Origin of the sequence: Enterococcus sp. AZ129, from assembly GCF_051714505.1 — a bacterium.
GTDB classification, from domain to species: domain Bacteria; phylum Bacillota; class Bacilli; order Lactobacillales; family Enterococcaceae; genus Enterococcus; species Enterococcus faecalis.
Genome location: NZ_JBIORY010000001.1, coordinates 2705799 through 2729019 on the forward strand (window position 1 = coordinate 2705799; position 23221 = coordinate 2729019).

A 23221-nucleotide genomic window follows, 5' to 3' on the forward strand; every position below is an offset into this window, starting at 1 on the left:
AAGTATATAAAGAAAACGTTTTTTTAAGGGCTTTTTTTCATGAAATGCCAGAATTTCTTCACCAAATGCAAAAATCACCACTTGAAATGCATTCGACATTTCAAGTGGTGATTTTTTAACTTAAGCCAAGTTTTTCTTTAAATTCTTTGACGTATGAACGGCTAACAGGTACTTTTGAGCCGTTGGTTAAAATTACTTGCAACGTGTTATTAAACCACGGCTGAATTTCTTGAATTTTTGTTCGATTCAAGATGAAACTTCGATGCGTTTTAATAAAGAGCGTGGCAGGTAATTTTTGTTCGATACTGTTGAGGGTCCCTGTCATCTTGTAGACCTGTTGATCTACAAAAATGCTCAGTTGCCGTTCTTCGACAGAAACGAGGTAAATATCTTCTGGCGCCACAAGATAAATGCGGTCTTCCCCTTGAATAGGTATTGCTTCAGATTTCGGTCCTTTTTCAGCAGTGTTTTCTGGGACAGCTTGACCCATTTCTTTCGATGCTTTTTCAATGACTTGTGTTATTTTTTCTTCTTCAAAAGGTTTCAAAATATAATCTTTTGCATTCACTTGAAAGGCCTTTAACGCATATTGATCATAGGCGGTTGCAAAGACCAAGTAGGGCGCTTTTTTAAGATGAGTTAATTTTTCCGCTAAATCAAACCCGCTTTCATCAGTCAAATGAATATCTAAAAATAACAGATCTGGCTTTTGATCCATCATCTCTTCCATTGCCTCCGCCACAGAATCCGCTTCTGCAACGCTCGTCACTTGCGGATGTTGGGAAACAAGATAGCTCAATTCTTCTCGTGCTAAGGGCTCATCATCAACGATTAATACGTGCATCTAATTCCTCCTGTTCCATCGGGATTTCTAAATGAACATGGCTCCCGCCTGTCTCTAAATTTTCAATTAAAAAACAACCTTCTGATCCATAAAGGTTCGCCATTCTGCGGGACAAGTTTTCCAGGGCCGTGCCGGTGCCTTTTTCCGAAGTCACTGTCGTCTTTCCTAATAGCAAGCGGCGTTCTTCAGGAATCCCTTGCCCATTGTCATACACATCCACATGTAATTTATGTTGTTTTGCTTTGACCACTACCCGGACTTGATTGTTCTCCTTCCGGCTGCCAAATGCATGCTTGATGGTATTTTCCACTAACACCTGAATCGCATACGGCGGTACTTTTTCTGAAGCAACCGCTTCTTCCACGTCAAATGTTACTTGATAACGATTCGGAAACCGTGCTTGTTCTAATGACAAATAGGCTTTTACTTGTTCTAGTTCTTGTGAAACTGGGATCGTAGTTTGCACGGCTCCTTGCAAGTTGCCTCGAAAGTATTTACTTAATTGGAGCAATAGTTTCCGCGCTTTTTCACTGTCTTTCCGCATTAATGCGGAAATAGTATTGATGGCATTAAAGAAGAAATGCGGGTTCACTTGCGCTTGCAAAGATTTAATTTCAGCTTCTTTAAGTAATTTTGATTGTACTTCCGCTTCACCTAATTCAATTTGTGAAGAAAAAATTGTCCCAAGACCTTCTGCTAACTGTTCCTCGACATGCGTTAATTGCGCTGGATCCGTAAAATACATTTTTAAGGTACCAACAATTTGCTGATGGGAAAATAATGGAATCACAATCGCCGCTTGCAACGGACAATTAGGGTCCGAACAACCAACTTCTTCTTTGGCATGCGCGATGGTCATTTGGCCCGTCCGTAACACTTCCCGAGAAAGCTCCGTGATGACTTCTAGCTCTGGAATATGATGGTCGCTTCCTGCGCCAACATGAGCTAAAATTTGATGACTGTTTGTCATGCTAATCGCACTGACTTTTGTATAATGCTTAATAATCTCCGCAACTTTTTTGCTGGAATTTTTATTGAGTCCTTCTCGAAAATATGGCAGTGTTTCCGCTGCTAATTCCAAAACATCGTGCGTCTGAACCGCTTTGGCCTGCTCTTCTTGTTTCAATGTCGTTGTTAGAATCGACATAAAAATGAACGTTCCTACGCTATTTAACAAAATCATCGGCAGCGCAATAAAACGAACCAACGTGGCCCCATCCGCTAGATCACCGCTGAAAAAGAAAATAAAAATCATCTGAATCATTTCCATGCACGCTCCGACAATGGCAGAAAAGCCGGCAGACGGAAAAACGGTTTGCTTTGCCATGCGGCTCCCTAAAAAACCGGCAATTAAGCCAACAATTAAAGAAGCAGGCACATAAAAGAAACTATGCCCCCCGCCTTGAATAACCCGATGAAAGCCAGCAATTAAACCAACCGTACTGCCGACAATCGGACCACCCACTAATCCAGAAACGCCAATTACTAACGTACGCGTATTCGCAATGGAAGCATTGCTGCTTAAATAGGTTAGTAAATTATTGGGAACAATCTGATTCTTAGCGATTTCGATACCTGTAAAATTAGAAATAATAGCAAATAAACCAAAAATCAAAATCAATTGAACTTTTGAAGACATTTTTTCACGACTTAATAAAACACGCTTAAAATAAGGCACATTCACTAAAAGAAAGGCCAGTAAAATAATTAAGCCTACCCGTTCCATCATTAAAATAAATAATTCGACCACACCGGCACCTCCTTCCTATTAACTATACTATAAATCAAGGAAAAGAAAAAAATGAAGCTTCTCAAAAAAGAAGCTTCATTTTTTCTATTCATTAAAACGCAGGAATATTGGCACCTTTAGAATTTTTCTTGATGTATTCAGCAACTTCTTTTGTTGTCATCGCTTCTTTTAAAACCTTGATTTTTTCGCTATCTTTTTCGCCTTTGCGTGTCACAACTTGCAATGCGTAATGTTTACTTGCTTCTTCATCTTCTAACAAAATCGCATCTTTCGTTGTTAAACCAGCAGGTTCTAAGTAGGCTGGGTAGCAGAACACCATAGCGATGTCTTTTTCATCATAGGCTTTAGCTAAATTCAGTAAATCAATGCTTTCAAAAGTGATGTTTTTAGGATTTTCCACGACATCTGCCACCGTGCCGTTAAAGCCGACACCTTCTTTTAATTTAATCACGCCGTTTGCATTTAAAATTGCTAAAGCACGACCTTCATTGGTTGGATCGCTAGGAATCCCCACTTTGGCATTTTCAGGTAAATCTTTCGCATCTTGATATTCTTTTGAATAGAAACCACCAGCAAAATAATAAATCGGTTGCACAGCCACTAAATCAGCTTTTTTCTCTTTGTTAAACATTTCCATGAAAGGTTGATGTTGCGCAAAATTAGCATCCGCTTCGTCATGTTGCACGGCATCGTTGTAGGCAACATTGTCGCTCACTTCCATAATGTTAATTTTGTACCCTTTTTTCTCAGCTTCTTTCTTGGCAATCTCCAAGATATCTTTTGAAGATTCCAATTGCACGGCAACGGTAATCTCCTTGTCTTCTTTCTGGTCTGCTTGTTTATTTCCCCCACAGGCAGCTAAAATAACTGTTGCAATAACAGCGAATGTTGCTAAATAAAACTTCTTCATTCTTTTGTCCTCCTACTTTCTTTTGTCTAGTTTTTGGGCAATGAAGTTCCCAAGCATTTGTAAAATGAAGACCAGTGCAATCATAATCACAATGGCAACATACATAATACCGTATTCATACCGTTGATACCCGACACGAACTGCAAAATCGCCAATCCCGCCGCCACCAACAACACCCATCACCGTGGAATATGAAACCATACTCACTGTCGTGGTTGTGTAAGCAAGAACCAATCCGCTACGTGCTTCCACCAATAAAAAGTGCCAAATGTATTGGACTTTCGAGGTACCTAACGAATTAGCTAAAAAATAAATTTCTTCTGGAACATCCAACAGCACTTGTTCAACCAAGCGAGCAAAAATCGCGATCGCAACAATACTCAATGGCACAGATGAAGGAATTGGGCCAAATGCCTTTCCTAAAACAGAACGAGTGACTGGAATCAACGCAATCACAAATAATAAATAAGGAAACGAGCGAATAACAGTTACAATGAAATTTAAAACCAAATACAGCCAAGGTTGATGCCCTTTGACTTTCGGATTAGCCAAAAATAGTCCTAATCCTAAAGGCAAGCCGACAAGCAAACAGATAGCCATCGAAATCGACATCATAATCCCTGTTTCTTTTAAACCAATCAGCATAGATGGCCAATATTCGGCAAAGGTTTCTGAAAAAGTCATGGACGCAAACTCCTTTCCACTTTTTCTAAATAGGAAAGCGGTTCTTCCTCATATTGCTGAGGATTATTCAGAAATTCGCCAATTAACTGACCTTTTTCCATCACTAAGATACGATTACATAAGCGCTTCACGGTTTCTAATTCGTGACTGACAAAGAAAATAGTCGGCCGGAATTCCTGATGCGTCTTATGTAATAGTCGAACGACACTTTCTGTATTTTCTTCATCTAATGAACTCGTTGCCTCGTCACATAATAACCATTTTGGATTACGGCTCAACGCTCGAGCAATAGAGACACGCTGTTTTTCCCCACCAGAAAGCTGAGCAGGATACGCTTCTGCCTTATGGGCCATATCAACAAACGTTAATAAACGCTCAATTTTTTCAGGCTGTTTCTCTTTTAAAAGTTTCAAAGGCAACGCAACATTATCATAAATTTTCAAATTTTCTAACAAATTGTAATGCTGAAACACCATCCCCATTTGTTGTTGCTGCTGGCGAACTTCTTTTTTAGAGAAGGTTTGAACATTTCTGCCATCAATACGAATCTCCCCTTCACTCGGTTGTTCCATTAAATTCAACAAACGTAACAACGTGGACTTGCCAGAGCCACTTTTCCCAACAATCCCAACGATTTCTCCTGGTTGGACAGAAAAGTGAATATTTTTTAACGCGTGTGTCTCTTGATAGACTTTCGACACATTCACTAACTCAATCATGATTACCTCCTAAAGGCCGACAAACAAACTATAACAACTAAAAAAACTGTATAACAATTAAAGTAATTCTGTGAAACGATTTAAAAAAACTATTACGAATTAAAAAATAACACACGTTTCGAAAAACAGCGTTATATCAGAGATGTAACTACTTACATCATCTACTAAAACAGAAAAAAAAGCAACCTTTTTATTTGTGAAAAAAACACTATCTGTTTTTTGTCTGTATTATTTTGTACAAATGAATTAAAAATTTCCTGTTTCTACAGCTATTTCCCCACGCTCCTACTAAAAAAAGACATTCTCAGAAACGAGGCATCCAAAAAGGGAAAAGCGCTCGTAACGATAATGTCTCTAATAGTTTACTTTTTAAATACAACTGTTTCTTCGACAGTAATTCTTTCAGCCAATGATTGAATCACTGGACAGTTTGGGGAGACAAGCTTCAAACACCGTGTCGCCCGTGCTTGAAAGGCTTCTGGAACAGACACATAAAAGAGAATCGTCACCTGTTTTAATGGTTGTGCGCGTCTCTCTATTTCTCTTGAATACGTGACTTCTATTTTTTCAAACTCAAAGGGAATGTGCGAATTTTCCAAAACGGATTGATACACGTATCCCCCACAAGCGCCAATTGCCGAAACGAGCATTTGAACTGGCGAATATCCCTCTTCTTTTGCTAGCACCCAGTGCGCTGTTTTCGTTTGTAATTCAAATTTTTCCACACCACGAATAATCGTCAAACGTTCTACCATTGCCATCTTCACTCCTTTTTACTCTTTTTTAAAAGATACTACAAAACAGCGCTAAAACAAACATTTCTAACTTCTCAACTTAGCAAGTCCTAAAAAAAACAAAATTCTCACTTGACAAACAACGCAACACCTGATAATATACTTCCGTTCAAATCGTAACCATTACGATTTATATTTTATAAATCCAAAAAGAAAGGAAGTGCCTTATGGCTAAAAAATCAAAAATTGCTAAAGCAAAAAAACAACAAGCAATGATTGCAAAATATGCGCCTATTCGCCAAGCCTTAAAAGAAGCTGGCGATTATGAAGGTCTTAGCAAATTGCCAAAAGATGCTCATCCAAGTCGCTTAAAACTCCGCGATCAAACAGATGGGCGCCCACGTGGCTACATGCGTAAATTTGGCATGTCTCGGATTCGTTTCCGTGAATTGGCTCACCAAGGCTTGATTCCTGGCGTCAAAAAAGCAAGCTGGTAACTCATTATTTCGATAAAGACAACTAGCGAGGACAGTCGCATTTGGGCTGACCTCGCAGCCCCCTTTATCTTTTATACGCAATTAAAAAAATCAAATTGGAGGACGGCACTATGCGCCAAACCATTACGTTAGCTTGCGCTGAAACTGGCGAGCGCCTTTACTTAACAAGTAAAAACAAACGAAATACACCAGAAAAATTACAGCTGAAAAAATATTCACCAAAACTACGGCGCCGCGCACTTTTCACTGAAGTCAAATAACAGGAGGAAAACTTGATGGGCATTCCAATCACCATTGTTTCTGGCTTTTTAGGCGCAGGAAAAACAACCTTAATTAACCATGCGCTTGCGCAATCACCGTTTCCTAAAGAAGAAATTATTATTATTGAAAATGAATTTGGTCAAACAGGCGTTGACCACGCATTACTTTTACAAACCACGGAACGAATTATTCAATTAAATAACGGTTGCATGTGCTGCAGCTTACGAGGAGATCTTCTTGCCTCTTTATCAGCAATCTTAGAAGTGTATCAAGAAGAACAACAACCCATTGCCCAAGTCATTTTAGAAACAACGGGCATTGCTGATCCGCAACCAATCATTCAAACAATTTTAACGACCCCGCACATCAAAAATCATTTCTATATAGACAGTCTCTTAACGGTCGTTGATGGGCATCATTGGCAACAGCAGCTTCAAGAAGCCGAAGCCATCAAACAACTGGCCTTAGCAGATCGCCTCTTTTTTTCTGTCAAGGAACCAGCAGACAGCACTCAGCTACCAACGTTCCAAGAAACCCTTCGTACCATTAATCCTTTTGCTGATATTTTATCCTTTCAAGCCAACGAGCCTCTTTTGGCTAGTGACTTTTTTCAATTAAATAAGTTTACGGCAACACTTACAGAACACGAAATGACTCATTCCCCGCATGAGCACGCCCACGAGCATCATCACCATACCTTTCACTCCCTTACGTTAACGGCGTCCTCAGCCCTCAACGAACCTCTTTTCACTCGTTGGCTTGATTGGTTAATGTATACACATCAGGAAAAGTTATACCGTTTCAAAGGGATTCTCGCCTTACAGGAGCATGACTTGGCCATTGCCATGCAAGGCGTCAACCAGCAAGTGGCCTTTCAAATGACGAATCAACCCCCTCAAGAAACGACAATTGTTCTGATTGGCAAAGAATTAGAGACAAAAAAAATTCAAGAAACCTTTCAAACCCTCAACAAAATAGCTACTCCGTAAATTATTTTTTACGAAATGGAGGTCCTATATATAATGGAAAAAACTGACTTATCTAGCGCTTATCGTCGACTGAAAAGTCCCAACATCAAAACACGAAAACGCGCACTTAAAATCATTAAAGAACATAAGCGCAATAAACAAAAGAAAATTGCGTAATTCACTAAAGGAGCACACCTATGAAAAAATTTACTCTTCCCCTGTTAGCCGCCTTATCGCTAATCCTTTTCGGCGCTTGCGGCAAAACAAACACCTCTGATAAAACCGCTGACGGTAAAGAAAAACTATCCATTGTCACGACTTTTTATCCTATGTACGATTTCACTAAAAATATTGTAGGCGATGAAGGAGACGTCAAATTGTTAATCCCTGCTGGTTCTGAACCACACGATTATGAACCATCCGCCAAAGATATGGCTACCATCCATGATGCGGATGTTTTCGTTTACCACAATGAAAATATGGAATCTTGGGTACCAAAAGCTGCTAAAGGCTGGAAAAAAGGAGCCCCGAACGTCATTAAAGGTACCGAAAACATGGTCTTACTTCCTGGCAGTGACGAAGACGGACACGACCATGACCACGAACACGGCGAAGAAGGCCACCACCATGAATTAGATCCGCATACTTGGGTTTCGCCCCATCGTGCCATCCAAGAAGTCACAAACATCAAAGAACAATTAGTCAAACTTTACCCTAAAAAAGCCAAAACATTTGAAACAAACGCAGAAAAATACTTAACAAAATTAACAACCTTAGACAAAGAGTTCCAAACAGCTTTGAAAGACGCTAAGCAAAAAAGTTTTGTTACCCAACATGCTGCATTTGGTTATCTTGCCTTAGATTACGGCTTAAAACAAGTGCCAATAGCTGGTTTAACACCTGAACAAGAGCCAACCGCAGGGCGCTTGGCAGAGTTGAAAAAATATGTCACAGACAACCAAATTCGCTATATTTATTTTGAAAAAAATGCCAACGATAAAATTGCTAAAACGTTAGCTGACGAAGCGAATGTTCAATTGGAAGTCCTAAACCCGCTAGAAAGTTTGACACAAAAACAAATGGACAATGGCGAAGATTATCTTTCTGTAATGAAAGAAAACTTAACTGCTTTGAAAAAAACAACAGATACAGCCGGGAAAGAGGTTCAGCCAGAAACCTCTGAAAAAACAGAAAAAACCGTGGCTAACGGCTATTTCAAAGACAGTGAGGTGGCTGAGAGAACACTGACAGATTACGCTGGAAATTGGCAATCCGTCTATCCTTTATTAAAAGATGGCACATTAGACCAAGTCTTCGATTACAAAGCGAAACTGAAAAAAGATAAAACACCAGCCGAATACAAAACCTACTATGATGCCGGCTATCAAACCGATGTCGACCACATCAACATCACTGATTCCACCATTGAATTTCTGGTCAATGGCAAACCACAAAAATTCACCTATAAAGCAGCCGGTTATAAAATTTTAAACTATGCAAAAGGCAACCGTGGCGTCCGTTTCCTTTTTGAAACAGACGATGCCAATGCTGGACGGTTTAAATACGTCCAATTTAGCGACCACAACATCGCACCAACGAAAGCCGCTCATTTCCACATCTTCTTCGGCGGCGATAGCCAAGAAAGTCTGTTCAATGAAATGGACAACTGGCCAACGTATTATCCAAGCGACTTAAGCAAACAAGAAATTGCCCAAGAAATGATTGCGCATTAAGCATTCAAAAGAGAGGAGATAGCATTAGCTAAAATGCTGCCTCCTCTCTTTTTTTATTTAGTCAAGCACACCATGTTCTACTTCAAACGTCGCTAACAACTGGCGCACTTCATCCGTTGATTTTGTATTCATTAATTGTGCTCTTAAATCACTGGCACCTGGAAAGCCTTTGACATAAATTTTAAAGAAGCGATGCAGCCCAACGATGGAGCGAGGCACCAATTCCGCATATTTGTCTTGCAAATCCAATTGTAAACGTAGCAAGCCCAGTAATTCTTGTGGCGTATGTGTTTTGGGTTCTTTTTCAAAGGCATAAGGATTTTTAAAAATCCCCCGACCAATCATGATGCCATCTACACCATATTGTTCTGCTAATTCTAGGCCCTTTTGACGATCGGGAATATCCCCATTAATCGTAATTGTCGTTTGCGGTGCGACACGGTCCCGAATAGCCATAATTTGCGGAATGACCTCCCAATGGGCATCCACTTTGCTCATCTCTTTTCGTGTTCGCAAATGAATGGATAGATTCGCAATGTCTTGCTCTAATAAATGCGTGATCCACGCCTCCATTTCCGCCATTTCAGTAAACCCAATGCGTGTTTTGACACTAACAGGTAAGCCACCTGCTTTGGCGGCGTCAATCAATTCAGCCGCGACTTCTGGGCGCAAAATTAATCCGCTGCCTTTTCCACGCTCAGCCACGTTGGGCACAGGACAGCCCATATTTATGTCTAATCCTTGAAAGCCCATCTCCGCTACACCGATACTCATTTCACGGAAAAATTCCGGTTTATCCCCCCAAATATGTGCCACCATTGGCTGTTCATCTTCTGTAAAAACGAGGCGCCCGCGCACACTGTCTTTTCCTTCAGGATGACAATAACTATCTGAATTAGTAAACTCTGTAAAAAACACATCTGGTGCCCCAGCTTCTTTCACGACATGACGAAAGACCACATCAGTGACGTCTTCCATCGGTGCTAAAACAAAAAAGGGCTTTGGCAATGTTGCCCAAAAATTCTTGCTCATCTTCATATACTCCGTTTCTGATTTTTTCTTTATTTTCAACGACAACTTGTCGACATATTCTGGTGCGAAACATTGCTATTATACAGGGAAATGCACGAAGAATCAAAAAAGGCATACTTAGAAACAAGAAAACTATCTGAATCTGCTCGCTAGAATGAGTGATTCAGACAGTTTAATCTTTTTACGGCTTAACTACGTAAGCCACGCCCTGTTTCTACAAGGTACCAACAAATGCCATATAAAACGACAATAAATAAGATTAAAATGGTCATAGAAATACCAATTGGCACATCTTGAACCCCTAGGAAACCGTAGCGGAACCCAGAAATCATGTAAACAATCGGATTAACTTTTGAGACAGATTGCCAAAATGGCGGCAACATGGAAATGGCATAGAAAACCCCACCCAAATAGGTTAAAGGCTGTAACACAAAGGTCGGCACAATCGATACATCATCATAGGATTGCGCAAAAATACCATTTAACAAACCAGCTAAAGAAAAGAGAATCGCTGTCATCAATAAAGTCATGATGACCATCAGCCAAGAAACAACGTGCAATGGCACAAAAAATAGAGAAATGATGGTGACTAACGCACCGACCAAAATACTACGACCAACGCCACCAATCACAAATCCCCAAATAATCACATGAGTTGGAACTGGCGCCACGAGAATTTCTTCGATATTTTTCTGGAATTTTTGTGAGAAAAAGGAAGATGAAACATTGGCGTACGAGCTTGTAATGGCTGACATCATAATTAAACCTGGCACGATAAATTCCATATAAGAAAAACCGCCCATGTCGCCAATTCGCCCGCCAATCATTTTCCCAAAAATCACAAAATATAAGGACGTCGTAATCACTGGCGGTACCAGTGTTTGGACCCAAATCCGTAAATAACGGTTGGTTTCCTTCACAGCTAAACTTTTTAAAGCAGTAAAATACAGACTAAACATGTTGATCCTCCCTATGGTACGTATCCTCGGTAATCTTCAAGAAGAGCTCTTCCAAACGGTTGGACTTATTCCGCATTGACAATACTTTGATTCCTTGTTGACTTAGCTGTTCAAACAAGTGATTGACACCTTGGTTTCGTTCCACTTCCACCGCTAACGTTAACTCGTCCTCAAATACGCTTTGATAGCCTTCAATAACAGGCGCCTGCGTATAAGGTGCTAAATCAAAAATAAACGTTTCAAATTGTAATTTTGCTAACAAGTGCTTCATGCTGGTGTTTTCAATCAATTCACCAGACTGAATAATCCCAATGTTGCGACACAACATCTCAGCTTCTTCTAAGTAATGGGTCGTCAAAATAATCGTGGTTCCCTGCGCATTTAACTCTTGTAAAAAGGCCCACATTTCACGGCGCAATTCAATATCGACACCTGCAGTTGGTTCATCTAAAATCAATAACTTCGGCTCATGCATCAGCGCGCGAGCAATCATTAACCGACGTTTCATTCCGCCAGAAAGCATTCGCGCCCGTTCGTTCCGTTTTTCCCATAAATTGGATTGTTTTAAATACTTTTCACTCCGTTTCATGGCTTCTTTACGAGACACCCCATAATAGCCCGCTTGATTGACCACAATCTGCTGGACCGTTTCAAACGGATTGAAGTTAAACTCCTGCGGCACTAACCCAATCTGTTGCTTCGCCCGCACTATTTCCGTATCTAAATCATACCCAAAAATTTTGACTTTCCCCGAAGTCTTATTAACTAACGAGGTCACAATCCCAATCGTCGTTGATTTTCCTGCGCCATTCGGTCCCAAAAGAGCATAAAAATCGCCTTCTTCGACTGTTAAATCAATCCCCCGCAACGCTTCAACACCTGAAGCGTACACTTTGCGTAAATCTTGTATCACAAGAGCATCAGTCATTCGTAACTCTCCTTAATGTATAAATATTCATGAATATTATTGTAACACTTCTCGATAAAAACGGGGGTTATTTTGATTAAATTTCACAGTTTTGCTTAGCTATTTTTCAACAACAAACTAACAACGAATAACGTGTTTATTTTGACTTGAAACTGTTTAAACAGTTTCGAGAGCGTTAAAACCCTTTCAAATCAAGGATTTAGAGTTCTCTTTTTTTGGCACAGAACTTGCTTTATATAAAAGTGAGGTGAAAAGAATGAAAAGAAAATTTTTAATTGCTAGTCACGGAAACTTAGCGAAAGGCTTCCAAAGTTCATTGGATATTCTCGCAGACAAAGGAAAAGAGCTGGCGGTCATCAATGCCTATGTGACTCCTGAGGACTATACGCCAATTATTCAAACGTTTCTTCAGTCCCTTGGCGCAGAAGAACAAGCTATTATTTTAACAGATTTATATGGTGGTAGTGTCAATCAAAAAATTGTTCAAGAAGTCATGACGACAAAACCAGACAATGTTTTTATCATTTCCAATGCCAACTTAGCCATTGCCTTGTCGCTGATTTTCTTAAAAGAAGGCGAAAAGCTAACCAAAGAAGATATTCAAGCAGCAATTGCTGAAGCACAAATTCAATTCGTTGAATTAAACCCATCAAATGAAGAAGAAAACTTTTTTTAGGAGGAAATTAAAATGATTACACAAGTACGAGTAGACGACAGATTAATTCACGGCCAAGTAGCCGTAGTTTGGACCAAAGAATTGAATGCCCCTTTATTAGTTGTAGCGAATGATGAAGCAGCCAAAAACGAAGTAATGCAAATGACGTTAAAAATGGCGGTTCCCAACGGCATGAAACTATTAATTCGCTCAGTCGATGATGCGATTGATGTCTTTAATGATCCTCGTGGTAAAGACAAACGAATTTTTGTAATTGTGAACAGTGTAGCGGATGCTACTAAAATTGCGAAAAACGTGACAGATATTGAAAGTGTGAATGTTGCCAACGCTGGCCGCTTTGATAAATCAGATCCAGCCACCAAAACAATGGTTTTCCCAAGTGTCCAATTAAATCCTGAAGAGTTAGAAGCTGCCAAAGAATTAGCCAGTTTGACTCACGTGGAAAGCTATAACCAAGTACTGCCAACCAACTCAAAATTAAGTCTAAAACAAGCCGTCAATTAAAAGGAGGAAATGAACAATGCTTATGCATGCAACAATGGCAGCCTTAGCTGTATTTATCTGTTTTGCTGGGAACTATTTAACTGGTCAAAGTATGATGGAACGTCCCTTAGTCGTTGGATTAGTCACAGGAATTTTAATGGGCGACATGAAAACAGGGGTCTTAATGGGGGCCTCTTTGGAAGCAATTTTCTTAGGAAATGTTAATATCGGTGGTGTTATCGCCGCGGAACCTGTAACTGCGACTACTTTAGCCACAACGTTTGCAATTATTTCAAATGTCGAACAAAAAGCCGCCATGACGTTAGCCGTACCAATTGGGATGTTAGCCGCTTTCGTGGTGATGTTTTTAAAAAATGTCTTTATGAATATCTTTGCTCCTTCTCTTGACAAAGCAGCACGTGAAGGCAACCAAAAAATGGTTGTGACACTGCATTACGGAACGTGGATTATTTATTATTTAATCATCGCTTCGATTTCATTTATCGGAATTTTAGCAGGAAGCGGGCCAGTAAATCTGTTTGTTGAAAGTATTCCACAAAATTTGATGAACGGCTTAAGCGCAGCTGGCGGACTTTTACCTGCCGTTGGGTTTGCCATGTTAATGAAACTGTTATGGGATAATAAATTAGCCGTCTTTTACATTTTAGGCTTTGTTTTAACCGCGTACCTACAATTACCAGCCGTTGCGGTAGCGGTCATCGGGACAGTAATTTGTGTCGTGAGTGCCCAACGGGATGTAGAATTTCGCGACATTCTAAAAAGAAAACCTGCGGCGTCTTCTGCGGTTGAAGGCAGCGCGAAAGAAATCGAAGAGGAGGACTTTTTCGCATGAAGTTAAAAGAGAATTTATCTAAAGAAGAGAAAAAAATGATGCGCTCTGTTTTCTGGCGTTCTTGGACGATGAACGCTAGCCGGACAGGAGCTACACAATACCACGCAGTGGGTGTCATGTACACTTTACTCCCAGTTATCAATCGTTTTTATAAAACCAAGGAAGAACGGGCCGAGGCATTGGTGCGTCACACCACTTGGTTCAATGCAACCATGCATATCAATAACTTCATCATGGGGCTCGTTGCTTCGATGGAAAAACAAAACAGTGAAGACGAAAATTTTGATGCTAGCTCTATTACAGCAGTTAAAGCCTCATTAATGGGGCCACTTTCAGGCATTGGTGATTCCTTCTTCTGGGGCATCTTACGTGTTATTGCTGCTGGTATTGGGATTTCATTAGCCAGCACTGGTTCGCCATTAGGGGCGATTGTCTTCTTACTTTTATACAACGTCCCTGCGTTCTTAATTCACTATTATGCGTTGTATAGCGGCTACTCAATCGGTGAAAGTTTTATCCAAAAAATGTACGAATCAGGCGGAATGAAGATACTCACAAAAGTATCAAGTATGCTAGGCTTAATGATGATGGGCAGTATGACTGCTTCGAATGTAAAATTCAAAACGATTCTTGAAGTTTCCGTTAAAGGAAGCGAAGACGTAGTTAAAATCCAAGACTATTTGGATCAACTATTCGTCGGTATCGTACCATTAGCCGTGACGTTACTTGCTTTCTGGCTATTACGCAAAAAAGTCAATGTTAACGTGGTGATGTTTGGTATCATGTTCTTAGGCATCTTGCTAGGATTACTAGGCATCTGTTAAAATTGAAACAATAAACATTTAATTATTAAACACTTAGAGCCTGAGACAAAAATCCAAAGTGATTTTTATCTCAGGCTTAAAAGCTGATAAACGGCGGGAACAGAAGCAACCCCTTTTCCCGACCTCTCTTTTGGAAGGACGATGAATCATGCGCTTGGAGACCTACCAACACTTAGTTGATATTTTAGAAACCAGCAACACCCCGATGAGCACACAAGAAATTGCCACAAAAATTCAATTAAGCCGCTCGGTAACCAGCTTATACTTAAATAAATTATTGGAAAAAGGTGAAGTCCAACAAACGGGAAAAAAACCCGTTTATTGGCAATTAACCCGTGCAACAACCCCCACGACCGATGTGTTTCGACAATACATCGGTAGCCAAGGCAGCACCAAAAAAGCCATCGAACAATGCAAAGCCGCTATGTTGTATCCCCCATTGGGTATGCCTTTATTAATCCATGGAGCCAGTGGCGTCGGCAAAAGCTTTTTGGCAAAACTGATTTATGAGTATCTGAAAAATGAACAAATCATTGGCCTGGAAAAATTCTACACCTTTAACTGTGCCGATTATGCCAACAATCCCGAATTGCTATCATCCATTCTCTTCGGCCATACCAAAGGCGCATTTACTGGAGCTGAATCAGAAAAGCAAGGACTCTTGGCCCAAGCTAATAATTCCGTACTCTTTTTAGATGAAGTACATCGATTATCCAACGAAAACCAAGAAAAACTCTTTCAGTTTATGGATACAGGGACCTTCCGCCCTATTGGTGAAGAAGGAAAAATGGTCCATTCCAAGGTCCGGCTACTATTTGCGACCACCGAAAACCCGAAAAAAGTCTTATTACCAACCTTTTATCGCCGAATTTCCGTAATCGTCTCACTTCCGAACTTCAAAGAGCGCCCCATTCGAGAACGGATTGCGATTTTAAAAAACTTATTCCACCGAGAAGCGAAACGAATGACCAAAGACATCAACGTGGACGAAGAAATCTTTACGGCATTATTAGAAAATGACGAACCTGGCAACGTGGGGAGTTTATCCAACAAAGTGCAGCTCCTTTGCGCGTCGCAATTACGAAAAACTTTGCCCAATCAACCCGTCGTCATTGGCGATGCGACTCAACCAATGATTGCGATTCCTTTAGACAAAGAAGTGTTAGAAGAAGACACACTTTCTTCCGATATTTTCGCAACATTTGAAGCCTTATTTACAAAAGAAAAAACACTGGCCCACTTAAAAACTGAACTGACACAATTCATTAAATATTGTTTAGACGATGAAATAACCTTGGAAAATGATTACTTTTTACAAAACCTAGTCACGGAAGTCCAAACCAAAAACAAACTAATTATTAACCAACCTGAACAAACTGAAAAACCGATGAAAGATGTTGCTAAATTGCTGAAAATTTTACCGCCAACATTTAACGAAACAATGCTCCTTCCAGTCCAAGCACAGTTAAAAGAACACTATCCGCGAACGGTTTCCCTCGTGAAAAACTTAGTCAGTCCGCTGCCAGAAGAATACCGTTTCTTGACAGAGGTACTCTTATCTGTATTACTTAGCGGAGAAATTTCTGAAACGATTCCTTACCAAGCGCTCCTCGTGGCGCATGGTGAATCGACTGCCACAAGTATTCAAGCCGTTGCCAACAAATTATGTGGTACCTATATTTTCGATGCGATTAACATGCCCTTAACCTCTTCCGTCCGAGATATCGTCGCCGAAGTTAAAGACTGGCTTTCTCAGCGGGACACATCACAAGGCGTCATTATGCTCGTCGATATGGGTTCCCTGACACAACTTTATAAAAGTTTGAAACCGCAAATTCTTGGAGAACTTTTGGTGATCAATAACCTGACCACTGCCTATGCGTTGGAAATTGGTCATCAATTAATGAACGAACAACTTTTCTATGGTATTGCTAAAACCGCTGAAAAAAAATTTAAAACCGATGTACAGTACTTTGAAGGCTTTTCAGTGGAAAAAAATATCATTGTCTCTAGTATTTCAGGTCTGGATATTGCCAAGCAAATCAAACAAATCTGTCAAAAATACCTGTATACTGACATTAAAGTCATTACCCTAAAATACAAAGATTTGGTAAACACGTTAGACATTGCCAACGCCGAAGAAAATTATTTAAAAGAAACCTCGCTCATTTTGACGACGTCCTACTTAGACAATCATACGAATGTTGCTAGCGTGAATCTCTTAGACATGTTAGACGAAGATGCAGGAACCCAGTTGATGGAACCTTTCCAAAACTTGATGCATCCCAATAACATTGATAGCATGATTAACGAGTTTGTTCACTTCTTCTCGAAAGAGGGCTTGTCAGAAAAACTAGAATTTCTAAATCCTGACGTCATTATTAAACAAGTCGAAAACGTTACAAAGAACATTGAAAAACGCTTCGACCTCACACTCAGCGGCAAAATGAAATTTAACTTAATGATGCACAACGCGCTCATGGTAGAGCGAACCATGCTCGGCGTTGAAGACTATGAAATCCCTGCTAACCTAGAGGAACTAACCATTAACCAAAAACCATTTTTCCAAAATGCTAAAAACATTTTCTATACTCTAGAACAGTTTTATCGAATAGAGATTTCCAACTGGGAACTCTATGTGATTTATGAAATTTTGTCTTCTCGGTGAGGGTTATAGGGAGAGTCTCTTTTGTTCAGATGATTATCTTAAAATATAGCTAGTGGGCCATAAGTCATTTCGACTTATGGCCCACTTTTTTTAGTTTGTGTTAAAACACTTTCTATCAACAGAAAGTGTTTCAATAAATATTTCGTTTAGGCAGCGCCATTTCCTGTAGTGTAAACGAACAGGACAGTGAACAGGATGGATACGCCAACCATTATTAATTTTTTCGTTTTGTTGGGGTCCTCTTGAAGTAGCCATTTAATCAACAGACTGCCTCTAATCCGTTGACTTGCCTTCTCTTTTTCAGTCGCTGACTTTGTATAACGCCAACCATAAAAGTGCCAACGAAGTAAATTGGCGTACCAAGCTCGATAGTTTTTAGATAGAAAACCACCACAGATAAACAACGCTCCTAATAAAATATCCAAATACAACCAAACAATAAATGTTAACGGAATATCGATTAATGAATAATTCTTCACTTCAATCACTTGATCTTTCAATCCAAATTGATGAATAATCCGTTCTTGGTATTCAGAATCCGTCTCCGCTTCTTCTTTTCCCCCAACAACTTTTATGGCTGACTCGACGCCCATACCTTTTATAAAAGCTTGCTTGGAATGACAATACTTACATTCCACCACTTGATCAGCGGTATCGTACCATCTAAACGCATTCGCCCCACAACTTTGACAAACCACACTACTCATTTTCTGCCTCCGATATTTGTTATTTTTTATGGTTATGTTTCATTACTTAATGATACCATTTTTTGGAGAGGATTGGGTTGGGTTAGAGAGATTGATAAAAAAGACACTTTCTCATTGCGAGAAAGTGTCTTGAAACATTGTAATTGATTCGTAAGCGAACACGTTCGCAACGACTCCAAATAATTAACGTTTTGAGAACTGTGAAGCTTTACGAGCTTTTTTAAGACCTGGTTTTTTACGTTCAACCATACGTGCGTCACGAGTAAGTAACCCAGCGCGTTTTAAAGCAGAACGGAAGTCAGGATCTACTTGTAACAATGCACGAGCGATTCCGTGACGGATAGCTCCTGATTGTCCAGCATAGCCACCACCGTTTACGTTTACGATTACATCGTAAGCGCCTTTTGTTTCAGTTACGCCAAATGGTTGGTTGATAACTTCACGCAAGTCAGCATGTGGAATATATTCTTCTACGTCTTTTTTGTTTACAGTAATTTTACCAGTACCTGGTACTAAGCGTACGCGGGCAACTGCATTTTTACGACGGCCTGTGCCGCTATATTGTACTTGTGCCAATGAATTTCCCTCCTTAAATTAAGTTCGTGATATCTAATACTTCTGGTTGTTGTGCAGCATGTGGATGCTCAGCTCCACCGTATACGTTCAATTTAGTAAATTGTTTACGTCCTAAAGTGTTTTTAGGTAGCATACCTTTTACAGAAGTTTCGATAAGACGGCGAGAGTTTTTGTCGCGTAATTCACCAGCTGTCACTGATTTTAATCCTCCAGGATACATTGAGTGACGGTAGTAAATTTTGTCTGTAGCTTTTTTACCTGTTAATTTTACTTTATCAGCGTTAATTACGATTACGAAATCTCCAGTATCCACATGTGGTGTGAATGTTGGTTTATTTTTACCACGTAGTACAGAAGCAACAACTGCTGATAGACGTCCTAAAGGAACATCTGTTGCATCTACTACGTACCATTTACGTTCTACTTCGCCAGCTTTGGCCATATATGTTGTACGCACGTTTCTTTCCTCCAATTTTGTTTTCGATGTTTGACATACACTTGAGTTTCCGGGGCTCATTGTGGGGCAAACAATACCATTTAATATTTTACCTTCAATCACTGATAAAGTCAATGTTTTTCTGCGCTTTCAGAAAATAGATTTTCACTTATTTTTTTGTGCCTTTTAAACAGAAAAAAACCGCCAACGTCAACGTCAGCGGCTTTGGGAGTTGTTTTAAATTATGCGTCAATACCAGGCGCTTTGCCAAGTTTGGCTTGTAACATCCAAATATTTTTTTCGATGTCTGTTTTGTTTGCGATGAAAATGTCTTGTGTGCAGTCGTCGCCTTCTTCACCAGAAACTTCAATCCCTTTTGCGTAAAGGTCTGCTAAGTAACGGTAGCCTGCTACTAATTTTTCCATACGTTCTGGAATGGTGCGGTCCCAGTTACCAATTTCATCTTCAATTTTTGTATTTTCTGCGAATTCACGCAATGTTGAGAATGGAGAGCCGTCCAATGTGATTAAACGTTCTGAAACAACATCTAATTGCTCATTGATTTGATCCATGTATTCATCCATTTGTGGGTGAAGTGTTAAAAATTCAGGTCCACGCATATACCAATGTGTTTGATGAATTACCACGGAAAATTGGCTTAAATCTGCAACGAGTTGGTTCAAAATTTCTTTTGTTTTTTCAAATTTCATTCTTTGTCATCCTCCTAAATATTATTTCTACACTCTTAGTGTAATATGAATTGTGAAAAAAGTACACTGAAAACCTTTCTTTTTTAAAATTATTATCAAATTATAATAATTACAATTAAGAATCTAATTAATTTCCTGAACTCGCTGTTTTTTCATCCGCAGTGACGACTTTTTGTTCCGCTTGAGTGAGGATCATGTCGAGTGCCTCTGTCAACTGATCAGTATCTTCTTTTCCTGTGACGAAAGCTAAAAAAAACTGATTCAGTCTCAGTTGCTCCGCTGCTGGCAAGTACCATTGTCCTTCTACTTGCTTAACCATTAATGGCAGTTCAACTGGCTCATGGCTGACATTGATTTGTTGGATTTCTTTTTTTAAAACGACTAACGTGTGCTGCATGTCTAGCGCTTGTGTCGCCTGTTGCGTTTGCTGAAGAAGAGCAGTGGTTGTATCTTCAATCGCCGTCACAAAATCTAAGCCCTTAATCTGAAAAGTGATTGTCGCTTGCCCATTCAATTCTTTCGTGGCTACTAGTTGATATGACGCTTTTTTCTTCACTTGAGCCAGTAATTCTGCGCTAAGCTTCTGGGCTTCGGTCTCGGTGACTTCAGCGTTCATTTCTTTTAAGCTATTGAAAAATTGCTTCTGGAACTGTTGACGGCTCGTCTGCAAATGCTCCGCCAAGACTTTCGGTTCACGAAAAGTTTGAGAGAATGTCTCTGGCTTTTCTTGATAAATAAAGTAATCTACCAACTGTTGCGCTGCTTTTTCGCCGGAACGAGACGGTGCACTGCAGCTTGCTAACGCCCCAATGAATAACAGAAATAGTGGTAGTAGCTGTTTCTTCATTCCTCATCCTCATTTCCTCAAGTCTTCGTCTCTCTTCTAGTTAAGCAACTTCTCAGCCATTTGTCAAAGCTATTTACTATCAATTATTTTCGGAATTCTGCTAATTTTTGATAACTTTGTGCTAAAATTTGTTGGGTTTCTTGAAAAACAGGATACAGTTCTTGATAAACTAGCAATTGATCCGCTCGTGGCGTGACCGTTTCATGAATCAGCACCTGTTGCGCCGCTGCTTGCAAATTTGGTAACTGCCCTAAGCCTTGCCAGCCTAGCAAAACAGCGCCTAATGCCGAAGCTTCGGTGCTATCAGTGAACGATAACGTTTCTCCCAGCACATCAGCCATGATTTGACGGAACACAGGGGAATCAGCAAAGCCGCCTGTCGCCCGAATCTCCTGAACGGGTCCACCGAGTTGTTTCAAATCCTCTAAAATGGTTTTTAAATTGAAACAGATTCCTTCCACCACCGCTCGAGCTAAATGTCCAGCATGGTGGTTTTTGCGCAAGCCAATAAAACTTGCGCTCGCCTCTGCATTCCACAGCGGTGCTCGTTCACCAAGCAAATAAGGATGAAACAGTAAGCCATTTGCCCCGGCTGGCACGGTTGCAATTTTGGCCATAATTGGGTCATAGATATTGGTCCCGTTTTGAATAGCTTGCTGACGTTCTTCTGCAAAAATCGTTTGGCTCGCCCAATCTAATGCAACTGCACCATTACTACTTGCGCCACCAATCACCCAGTGCTGTTCATCTAGAGCAAAACAAAACGTTTCACCTTGCGGATGCAAAAAAGGTTCTTCGACAATATACCGAAGTGCACCGCTCGTACCGACGGTCAAAGTCGCTACACCCGTTCCTAGCGCTCCCAAACCTAAATTAGACAACGGGCCATCCGCGCCACCAAGAACTAAAACCGTTTCCTCTGTAACACCAAGCATCTCTTGCCAAGAAGGCGCTAACGCTGGAAAAATGAACGTTGACGGGGCAACTTTTGGCAACTGTTCCTCCTCAATAGATAAATACGCTAAAATCGACGATTCCCATTGCCGTGTGTGAATATTAAATAAACCCATTCCTGAAGCACTACTATAATCTGTCCAGTATTCGCCAAAGAAACGGTAAAAAATGTAATCCTTAATCCCAATAAACTTGGCCGCGCTCTGCGCAACGGCTGGCTGATTTTCCTGCAGCCAGCGAATCTTGTATAAAGGCGCCATTGGATGAACTGGCATGCCTGTCAATTGATAAAACAATTGGGCCGCTGGCGTTTCTTTTAACGCTTCCGCATAATCAGATGCTCGTGTGTCAGCCCAAGTAATCACTTGGATCAATGGGCGTCCTTGCGCATCCATGGCAATTAAGCCATGCATCGCTGAAGCAAAAGAAATGAGCCCAATTGGTTGATTCTTCACTTGCTGTGTGACGGTTCGAATACAGTTCACCACAGCTTGGAACAGCGTCTCTGGGTCTTGCTCCGCCATTCCTTCAGTCTCTTGAATTAATGGATAACGCACATAGCTAGAAGCTACGACTGTGCCATTTGCTTGAAAAGCCACTGCTTTGGCTTGCGTGGTGCCAACGTCGACACCAATCGCTAATTTTTCCATTTGATTCCCTCATTTCTTGTTTCTTTTATTATTCCTAACAAAAAAAGATTTGTCTAGTCAAACGAAAAAGTTTAAAAAAAGCGTAGTTTATTTTTAAGGAGGTAACCTATGTTTTTCTTAAGTCTCTTTTTGATTGGTGCCTGTTTCGGTTCTTTTTTATGCTTAGTGGCGGAGCGCTTACCAGTAGGGCGTTCTTTGTGGTGGCCCCCTTCCCACTGTCAAGGTTGCCACCAGCCTCTACATCTCTATGAATTAATTCCAGTTGTTTCGATTTTGCTGCAGCGCTTTCGTTGTCGAAAGTGTCAACAGCCAGTAGCTAAGAGTTATCTTTTAGCAGAACTTGTCATGGGCGGCTTAACCGCAAGCTGTTTTTCAGCTGGCTTGACGATCGATGCTTTGATTCTCTGGTGGTGGCTGACGAGTGCTTTCACATTATCCTTGATTGATTACTGGTATTTAGTGGTTGAACCGAAGATTCTTTATCCTAGTTTTTTTGTGCTTTGCTTACTGAAAGTGGCGGGTCAGCATTCGTTTTACTTACTGACTGGTCTTTTTTGTTTTTGTTTTTTCCGAGCCGTCTTACACTATTTTCCGGAGGCCATGGGGCGAGGGGATCTTTTGTTACTGGGTTTGTGGGGCTGTTTTTTACAGGTACCTCAGTTGCTGATGCTACTATTTTTTGCCAGTAGTTATGGCCTAATCTATGGCTACAGCTGTAAATTTTGGGGGTATCCAGTTGAACAGAAACTTCCTTTTGTCCCCTTTTTAAGTTTGGGCTTACTCACAATCAGTTGGTTATAGCAAATAAAAAAAGCCGC

At 40.4% G+C, this 23221-nt stretch carries 26 protein-coding genes; 11 read left to right on the forward strand and 15 right to left on the reverse strand.

Annotated elements, in window-relative coordinates:
* Positions 1–115: 115 nt before the first annotated feature.
* The 6 genes from IGJ90_RS13315 to IGJ90_RS13340 all read right to left on the reverse strand — a co-directional run bounded on the left by IGJ90_RS13315 (position 116) and on the right by IGJ90_RS13340 (position 5668).
* Positions 116–844 (reverse strand): LytR/AlgR family response regulator transcription factor, encoded by a 729-nt coding sequence (locus IGJ90_RS13315; protein ID WP_002367483.1) that lies wholly within the window; start codon positions 842–844, stop codon positions 116–118.
* Entirely contained in the window at positions 825–2594 is a 1770-nt protein-coding gene (locus IGJ90_RS13320; protein ID WP_002367484.1) for a sensor histidine kinase, read from the reverse strand. Before IGJ90_RS13320 ends, IGJ90_RS13315 begins: the two co-directional genes overlap by 20 nt.
* A 91-nt stretch (positions 2595–2685) precedes the next feature.
* Positions 2686–3504 (reverse strand): MetQ/NlpA family ABC transporter substrate-binding protein, encoded by an 819-nt coding sequence (locus tag IGJ90_RS13325; RefSeq protein WP_002354826.1) that lies wholly within the window; start codon positions 3502–3504, stop codon positions 2686–2688.
* 12 nt (positions 3505–3516) lie between these two features.
* A complete protein-coding gene (locus IGJ90_RS13330; RefSeq protein WP_002367485.1) occupies positions 3517–4188 on the reverse strand; it encodes a methionine ABC transporter permease in 672 nt (223 codons plus the stop codon).
* Positions 4185–4907 carry a methionine ABC transporter ATP-binding protein gene (locus tag IGJ90_RS13335; protein WP_002354824.1) on the reverse strand — a complete coding sequence of 241 codons (723 nt, stop codon included), beginning with the start codon at positions 4905–4907 and terminating at the stop codon, positions 4185–4187. The genes IGJ90_RS13330 and IGJ90_RS13335 overlap by 4 nt, the downstream gene beginning before the upstream one ends.
* A 362-nt stretch (positions 4908–5269) precedes the next feature.
* Complete coding sequence (locus tag IGJ90_RS13340) at positions 5270–5668, reverse strand: OsmC family protein (RefSeq protein WP_025186712.1); 399 nt, start codon at positions 5666–5668, stop codon at positions 5270–5272.
* A gap of 200 nt (positions 5669–5868) precedes the next feature.
* Here IGJ90_RS13340 and rpsN point away from each other — a divergent pair, with 200 nt between their 5' ends.
* The 5 genes from rpsN (at position 5869) to IGJ90_RS13365 (ending at position 9100) form a co-directional block, all read left to right on the forward strand.
* Positions 5869–6138: a 30S ribosomal protein S14 gene (gene rpsN / locus IGJ90_RS13345; protein WP_002354822.1), complete on the forward strand. Its 270-nt coding sequence runs from the start codon at positions 5869–5871 to the stop codon at positions 6136–6138.
* Between the two features lie 110 nt (positions 6139–6248).
* Positions 6249–6398 (forward strand): 50S ribosomal protein L33, encoded by a 150-nt coding sequence (gene rpmG, locus IGJ90_RS13350; protein ID WP_002354818.1) that lies wholly within the window; start codon positions 6249–6251, stop codon positions 6396–6398.
* A gap of 15 nt (positions 6399–6413) precedes the next feature.
* A complete protein-coding gene (locus tag IGJ90_RS13355; RefSeq protein ID WP_002367488.1) occupies positions 6414–7388 on the forward strand; it encodes a CobW family GTP-binding protein in 975 nt (324 codons plus the stop codon).
* 33 nt (positions 7389–7421) lie between these two features.
* Positions 7422–7544 (forward strand): putative metal homeostasis protein, encoded by a 123-nt coding sequence (locus tag IGJ90_RS13360; protein WP_002383181.1) that lies wholly within the window; start codon positions 7422–7424, stop codon positions 7542–7544.
* Positions 7545–7564: 20 nt separating this feature from the next.
* Positions 7565–9100, forward strand: a complete 1536-nt coding sequence (locus IGJ90_RS13365) for a zinc ABC transporter substrate-binding protein AdcA (RefSeq protein WP_073437793.1) — start codon at positions 7565–7567, stop codon at positions 9098–9100.
* Positions 9101–9157: 57 nt separating this feature from the next.
* On the opposite strand, the gene IGJ90_RS13370 is transcribed toward IGJ90_RS13365, so the two are convergent.
* The 3 genes from IGJ90_RS13370 to IGJ90_RS13380 all read right to left on the reverse strand — a co-directional run bounded on the left by IGJ90_RS13370 (position 9158) and on the right by IGJ90_RS13380 (position 12019).
* Positions 9158–10132, reverse strand: coding sequence for a tRNA dihydrouridine synthase (locus IGJ90_RS13370; RefSeq protein ID WP_174121002.1), 975 nt, complete (start codon positions 10130–10132; stop codon positions 9158–9160).
* A gap of 188 nt (positions 10133–10320) precedes the next feature.
* Positions 10321–11091: an ABC transporter permease gene (locus IGJ90_RS13375; protein ID WP_174121003.1), complete on the reverse strand. Its 771-nt coding sequence runs from the start codon at positions 11089–11091 to the stop codon at positions 10321–10323.
* A complete protein-coding gene (locus tag IGJ90_RS13380; RefSeq protein WP_010821951.1) occupies positions 11084–12019 on the reverse strand; it encodes an ABC transporter ATP-binding protein in 936 nt (311 codons plus the stop codon). The genes IGJ90_RS13375 and IGJ90_RS13380 overlap by 8 nt, the downstream gene beginning before the upstream one ends.
* A gap of 256 nt (positions 12020–12275) precedes the next feature.
* Between IGJ90_RS13380 and IGJ90_RS13385 the strand changes: the two genes are divergently transcribed.
* The 5 genes from IGJ90_RS13385 to IGJ90_RS13405 all read left to right on the forward strand — a co-directional run bounded on the left by IGJ90_RS13385 (position 12276) and on the right by IGJ90_RS13405 (position 17523).
* Positions 12276–12695: a PTS sugar transporter subunit IIA gene (locus IGJ90_RS13385; protein ID WP_002354802.1), complete on the forward strand. Its 420-nt coding sequence runs from the start codon at positions 12276–12278 to the stop codon at positions 12693–12695.
* 12 nt (positions 12696–12707) lie between these two features.
* Complete coding sequence (locus tag IGJ90_RS13390; protein ID WP_002354800.1) at positions 12708–13199, forward strand: PTS system mannose/fructose/N-acetylgalactosamine-transporter subunit IIB; 492 nt, start codon at positions 12708–12710, stop codon at positions 13197–13199.
* Positions 13200–13215: 16 nt separating this feature from the next.
* The gene (locus IGJ90_RS13395) at positions 13216–14031 is read left to right on the forward strand and encodes a PTS mannose/fructose/sorbose/N-acetylgalactosamine transporter subunit IIC (RefSeq protein ID WP_002365419.1); all 816 of its coding nucleotides are present in this window, start codon (positions 13216–13218) and stop codon (positions 14029–14031) included.
* The gene (locus IGJ90_RS13400) at positions 14028–14855 is read left to right on the forward strand and encodes a PTS system mannose/fructose/sorbose family transporter subunit IID (protein WP_002360964.1); all 828 of its coding nucleotides are present in this window, start codon (positions 14028–14030) and stop codon (positions 14853–14855) included. The genes IGJ90_RS13395 and IGJ90_RS13400 overlap by 4 nt, the downstream gene beginning before the upstream one ends.
* 148 nt (positions 14856–15003) lie before the next feature.
* Positions 15004–17523 carry a sigma 54-interacting transcriptional regulator gene (locus IGJ90_RS13405; protein ID WP_104659722.1) on the forward strand — a complete coding sequence of 840 codons (2520 nt, stop codon included), beginning with the start codon at positions 15004–15006 and terminating at the stop codon, positions 17521–17523.
* Positions 17524–17669: 146 nt separating this feature from the next.
* On the opposite strand, the gene IGJ90_RS13410 is transcribed toward IGJ90_RS13405, so the two are convergent.
* The 6 genes from IGJ90_RS13410 to IGJ90_RS13435 all read right to left on the reverse strand — a co-directional run bounded on the left by IGJ90_RS13410 (position 17670) and on the right by IGJ90_RS13435 (position 22403).
* The gene (locus IGJ90_RS13410; protein ID WP_002372704.1) at positions 17670–18230 is read right to left on the reverse strand and encodes a hypothetical protein; all 561 of its coding nucleotides are present in this window, start codon (positions 18228–18230) and stop codon (positions 17670–17672) included.
* A gap of 183 nt (positions 18231–18413) precedes the next feature.
* Positions 18414–18806, reverse strand: coding sequence for a 30S ribosomal protein S9 (rpsI, locus tag IGJ90_RS13415; protein ID WP_002354786.1), 393 nt, complete (start codon positions 18804–18806; stop codon positions 18414–18416).
* A 13-nt stretch (positions 18807–18819) separates the two neighbouring features.
* Entirely contained in the window at positions 18820–19248 is a 429-nt protein-coding gene (rplM, locus tag IGJ90_RS13420; protein ID WP_048670019.1) for a 50S ribosomal protein L13, read from the reverse strand.
* A gap of 236 nt (positions 19249–19484) precedes the next feature.
* Complete coding sequence (locus IGJ90_RS13425) at positions 19485–19952, reverse strand: Dps family protein (RefSeq protein WP_002354782.1); 468 nt, start codon at positions 19950–19952, stop codon at positions 19485–19487.
* Between the two features lie 127 nt (positions 19953–20079).
* Positions 20080–20799 (reverse strand): DUF5105 domain-containing protein, encoded by a 720-nt coding sequence (locus tag IGJ90_RS13430; RefSeq protein ID WP_002367496.1) that lies wholly within the window; start codon positions 20797–20799, stop codon positions 20080–20082.
* 83 nt (positions 20800–20882) lie between these two features.
* Entirely contained in the window at positions 20883–22403 is a 1521-nt protein-coding gene (locus IGJ90_RS13435; RefSeq protein ID WP_002367497.1) for a gluconokinase, read from the reverse strand.
* Positions 22404–22511: 108 nt separating this feature from the next.
* Here IGJ90_RS13435 and IGJ90_RS13440 point away from each other — a divergent pair, with 108 nt between their 5' ends.
* On the forward strand, positions 22512–23204 hold the full coding sequence (locus tag IGJ90_RS13440) for a prepilin peptidase (protein ID WP_002367498.1): 693 nt from the start codon (positions 22512–22514) through the stop codon (positions 23202–23204).
* The last annotated feature ends 17 nt before the right edge of the window (positions 23205–23221 follow it).

Bases quoted from the DNA above. Each gene is read 5' to 3' on its own strand.
- IGJ90_RS13340 (WP_025186712.1), bottom strand. From the start codon at position 5,668: ATGGCAATGGTAGAACGTTTGACGATTATTCGTGGTGTGGAAAAATTT.
- IGJ90_RS13390 (WP_002354800.1), top strand. From the start codon at position 12,708: ATGATTACACAAGTACGAGTAGACGACAGATTAATTCACGGCCAAGTA.
- IGJ90_RS13395 (WP_002365419.1), top strand. From the start codon at position 13,216: ATGCTTATGCATGCAACAATGGCAGCCTTAGCTGTATTTATCTGTTTT.
- IGJ90_RS13355 (WP_002367488.1), top strand. From the start codon at position 6,414: ATGGGCATTCCAATCACCATTGTTTCTGGCTTTTTAGGCGCAGGAAAA.
- IGJ90_RS13315 (WP_002367483.1), bottom strand. From the start codon at position 844: ATGCACGTATTAATCGTTGATGATGAGCCCTTAGCACGAGAAGAATTG.
- rpmG (WP_002354818.1), top strand. From the start codon at position 6,249: ATGCGCCAAACCATTACGTTAGCTTGCGCTGAAACTGGCGAGCGCCTT.
- IGJ90_RS13365 (WP_073437793.1), top strand. From the start codon at position 7,565: ATGAAAAAATTTACTCTTCCCCTGTTAGCCGCCTTATCGCTAATCCTT.
- IGJ90_RS13335 (WP_002354824.1), bottom strand. From the start codon at position 4,907: ATGATTGAGTTAGTGAATGTGTCGAAAGTCTATCAAGAGACACACGCG.
- IGJ90_RS13405 (WP_104659722.1), top strand. From the start codon at position 15,004: ATGCGCTTGGAGACCTACCAACACTTAGTTGATATTTTAGAAACCAGC.
- IGJ90_RS13440 (WP_002367498.1), top strand. From the start codon at position 22,512: ATGTTTTTCTTAAGTCTCTTTTTGATTGGTGCCTGTTTCGGTTCTTTT.
- rpsN (WP_002354822.1), top strand. From the start codon at position 5,869: ATGGCTAAAAAATCAAAAATTGCTAAAGCAAAAAAACAACAAGCAATG.
- IGJ90_RS13330 (WP_002367485.1), bottom strand. From the start codon at position 4,188: ATGACTTTTTCAGAAACCTTTGCCGAATATTGGCCATCTATGCTGATT.
- IGJ90_RS13400 (WP_002360964.1), top strand. From the start codon at position 14,028: ATGAAGTTAAAAGAGAATTTATCTAAAGAAGAGAAAAAAATGATGCGC.
- rplM (WP_048670019.1), bottom strand. From the start codon at position 19,248: ATGGCCAAAGCTGGCGAAGTAGAACGTAAATGGTACGTAGTAGATGCA.
- IGJ90_RS13425 (WP_002354782.1), bottom strand. From the start codon at position 19,952: ATGAAATTTGAAAAAACAAAAGAAATTTTGAACCAACTCGTTGCAGAT.
- IGJ90_RS13325 (WP_002354826.1), bottom strand. From the start codon at position 3,504: ATGAAGAAGTTTTATTTAGCAACATTCGCTGTTATTGCAACAGTTATT.
- IGJ90_RS13435 (WP_002367497.1), bottom strand. From the start codon at position 22,403: ATGGAAAAATTAGCGATTGGTGTCGACGTTGGCACCACGCAAGCCAAA.
- IGJ90_RS13410 (WP_002372704.1), bottom strand. From the start codon at position 18,230: ATGAGTAGTGTGGTTTGTCAAAGTTGTGGGGCGAATGCGTTTAGATGG.
- IGJ90_RS13360 (WP_002383181.1), top strand. From the start codon at position 7,422: ATGGAAAAAACTGACTTATCTAGCGCTTATCGTCGACTGAAAAGTCCC.
- IGJ90_RS13430 (WP_002367496.1), bottom strand. From the start codon at position 20,799: ATGAAGAAACAGCTACTACCACTATTTCTGTTATTCATTGGGGCGTTA.
- IGJ90_RS13370 (WP_174121002.1), bottom strand. From the start codon at position 10,132: ATGAGCAAGAATTTTTGGGCAACATTGCCAAAGCCCTTTTTTGTTTTA.
- IGJ90_RS13375 (WP_174121003.1), bottom strand. From the start codon at position 11,091: ATGTTTAGTCTGTATTTTACTGCTTTAAAAAGTTTAGCTGTGAAGGAA.
- IGJ90_RS13385 (WP_002354802.1), top strand. From the start codon at position 12,276: ATGAAAAGAAAATTTTTAATTGCTAGTCACGGAAACTTAGCGAAAGGC.
- IGJ90_RS13380 (WP_010821951.1), bottom strand. From the start codon at position 12,019: ATGACTGATGCTCTTGTGATACAAGATTTACGCAAAGTGTACGCTTCA.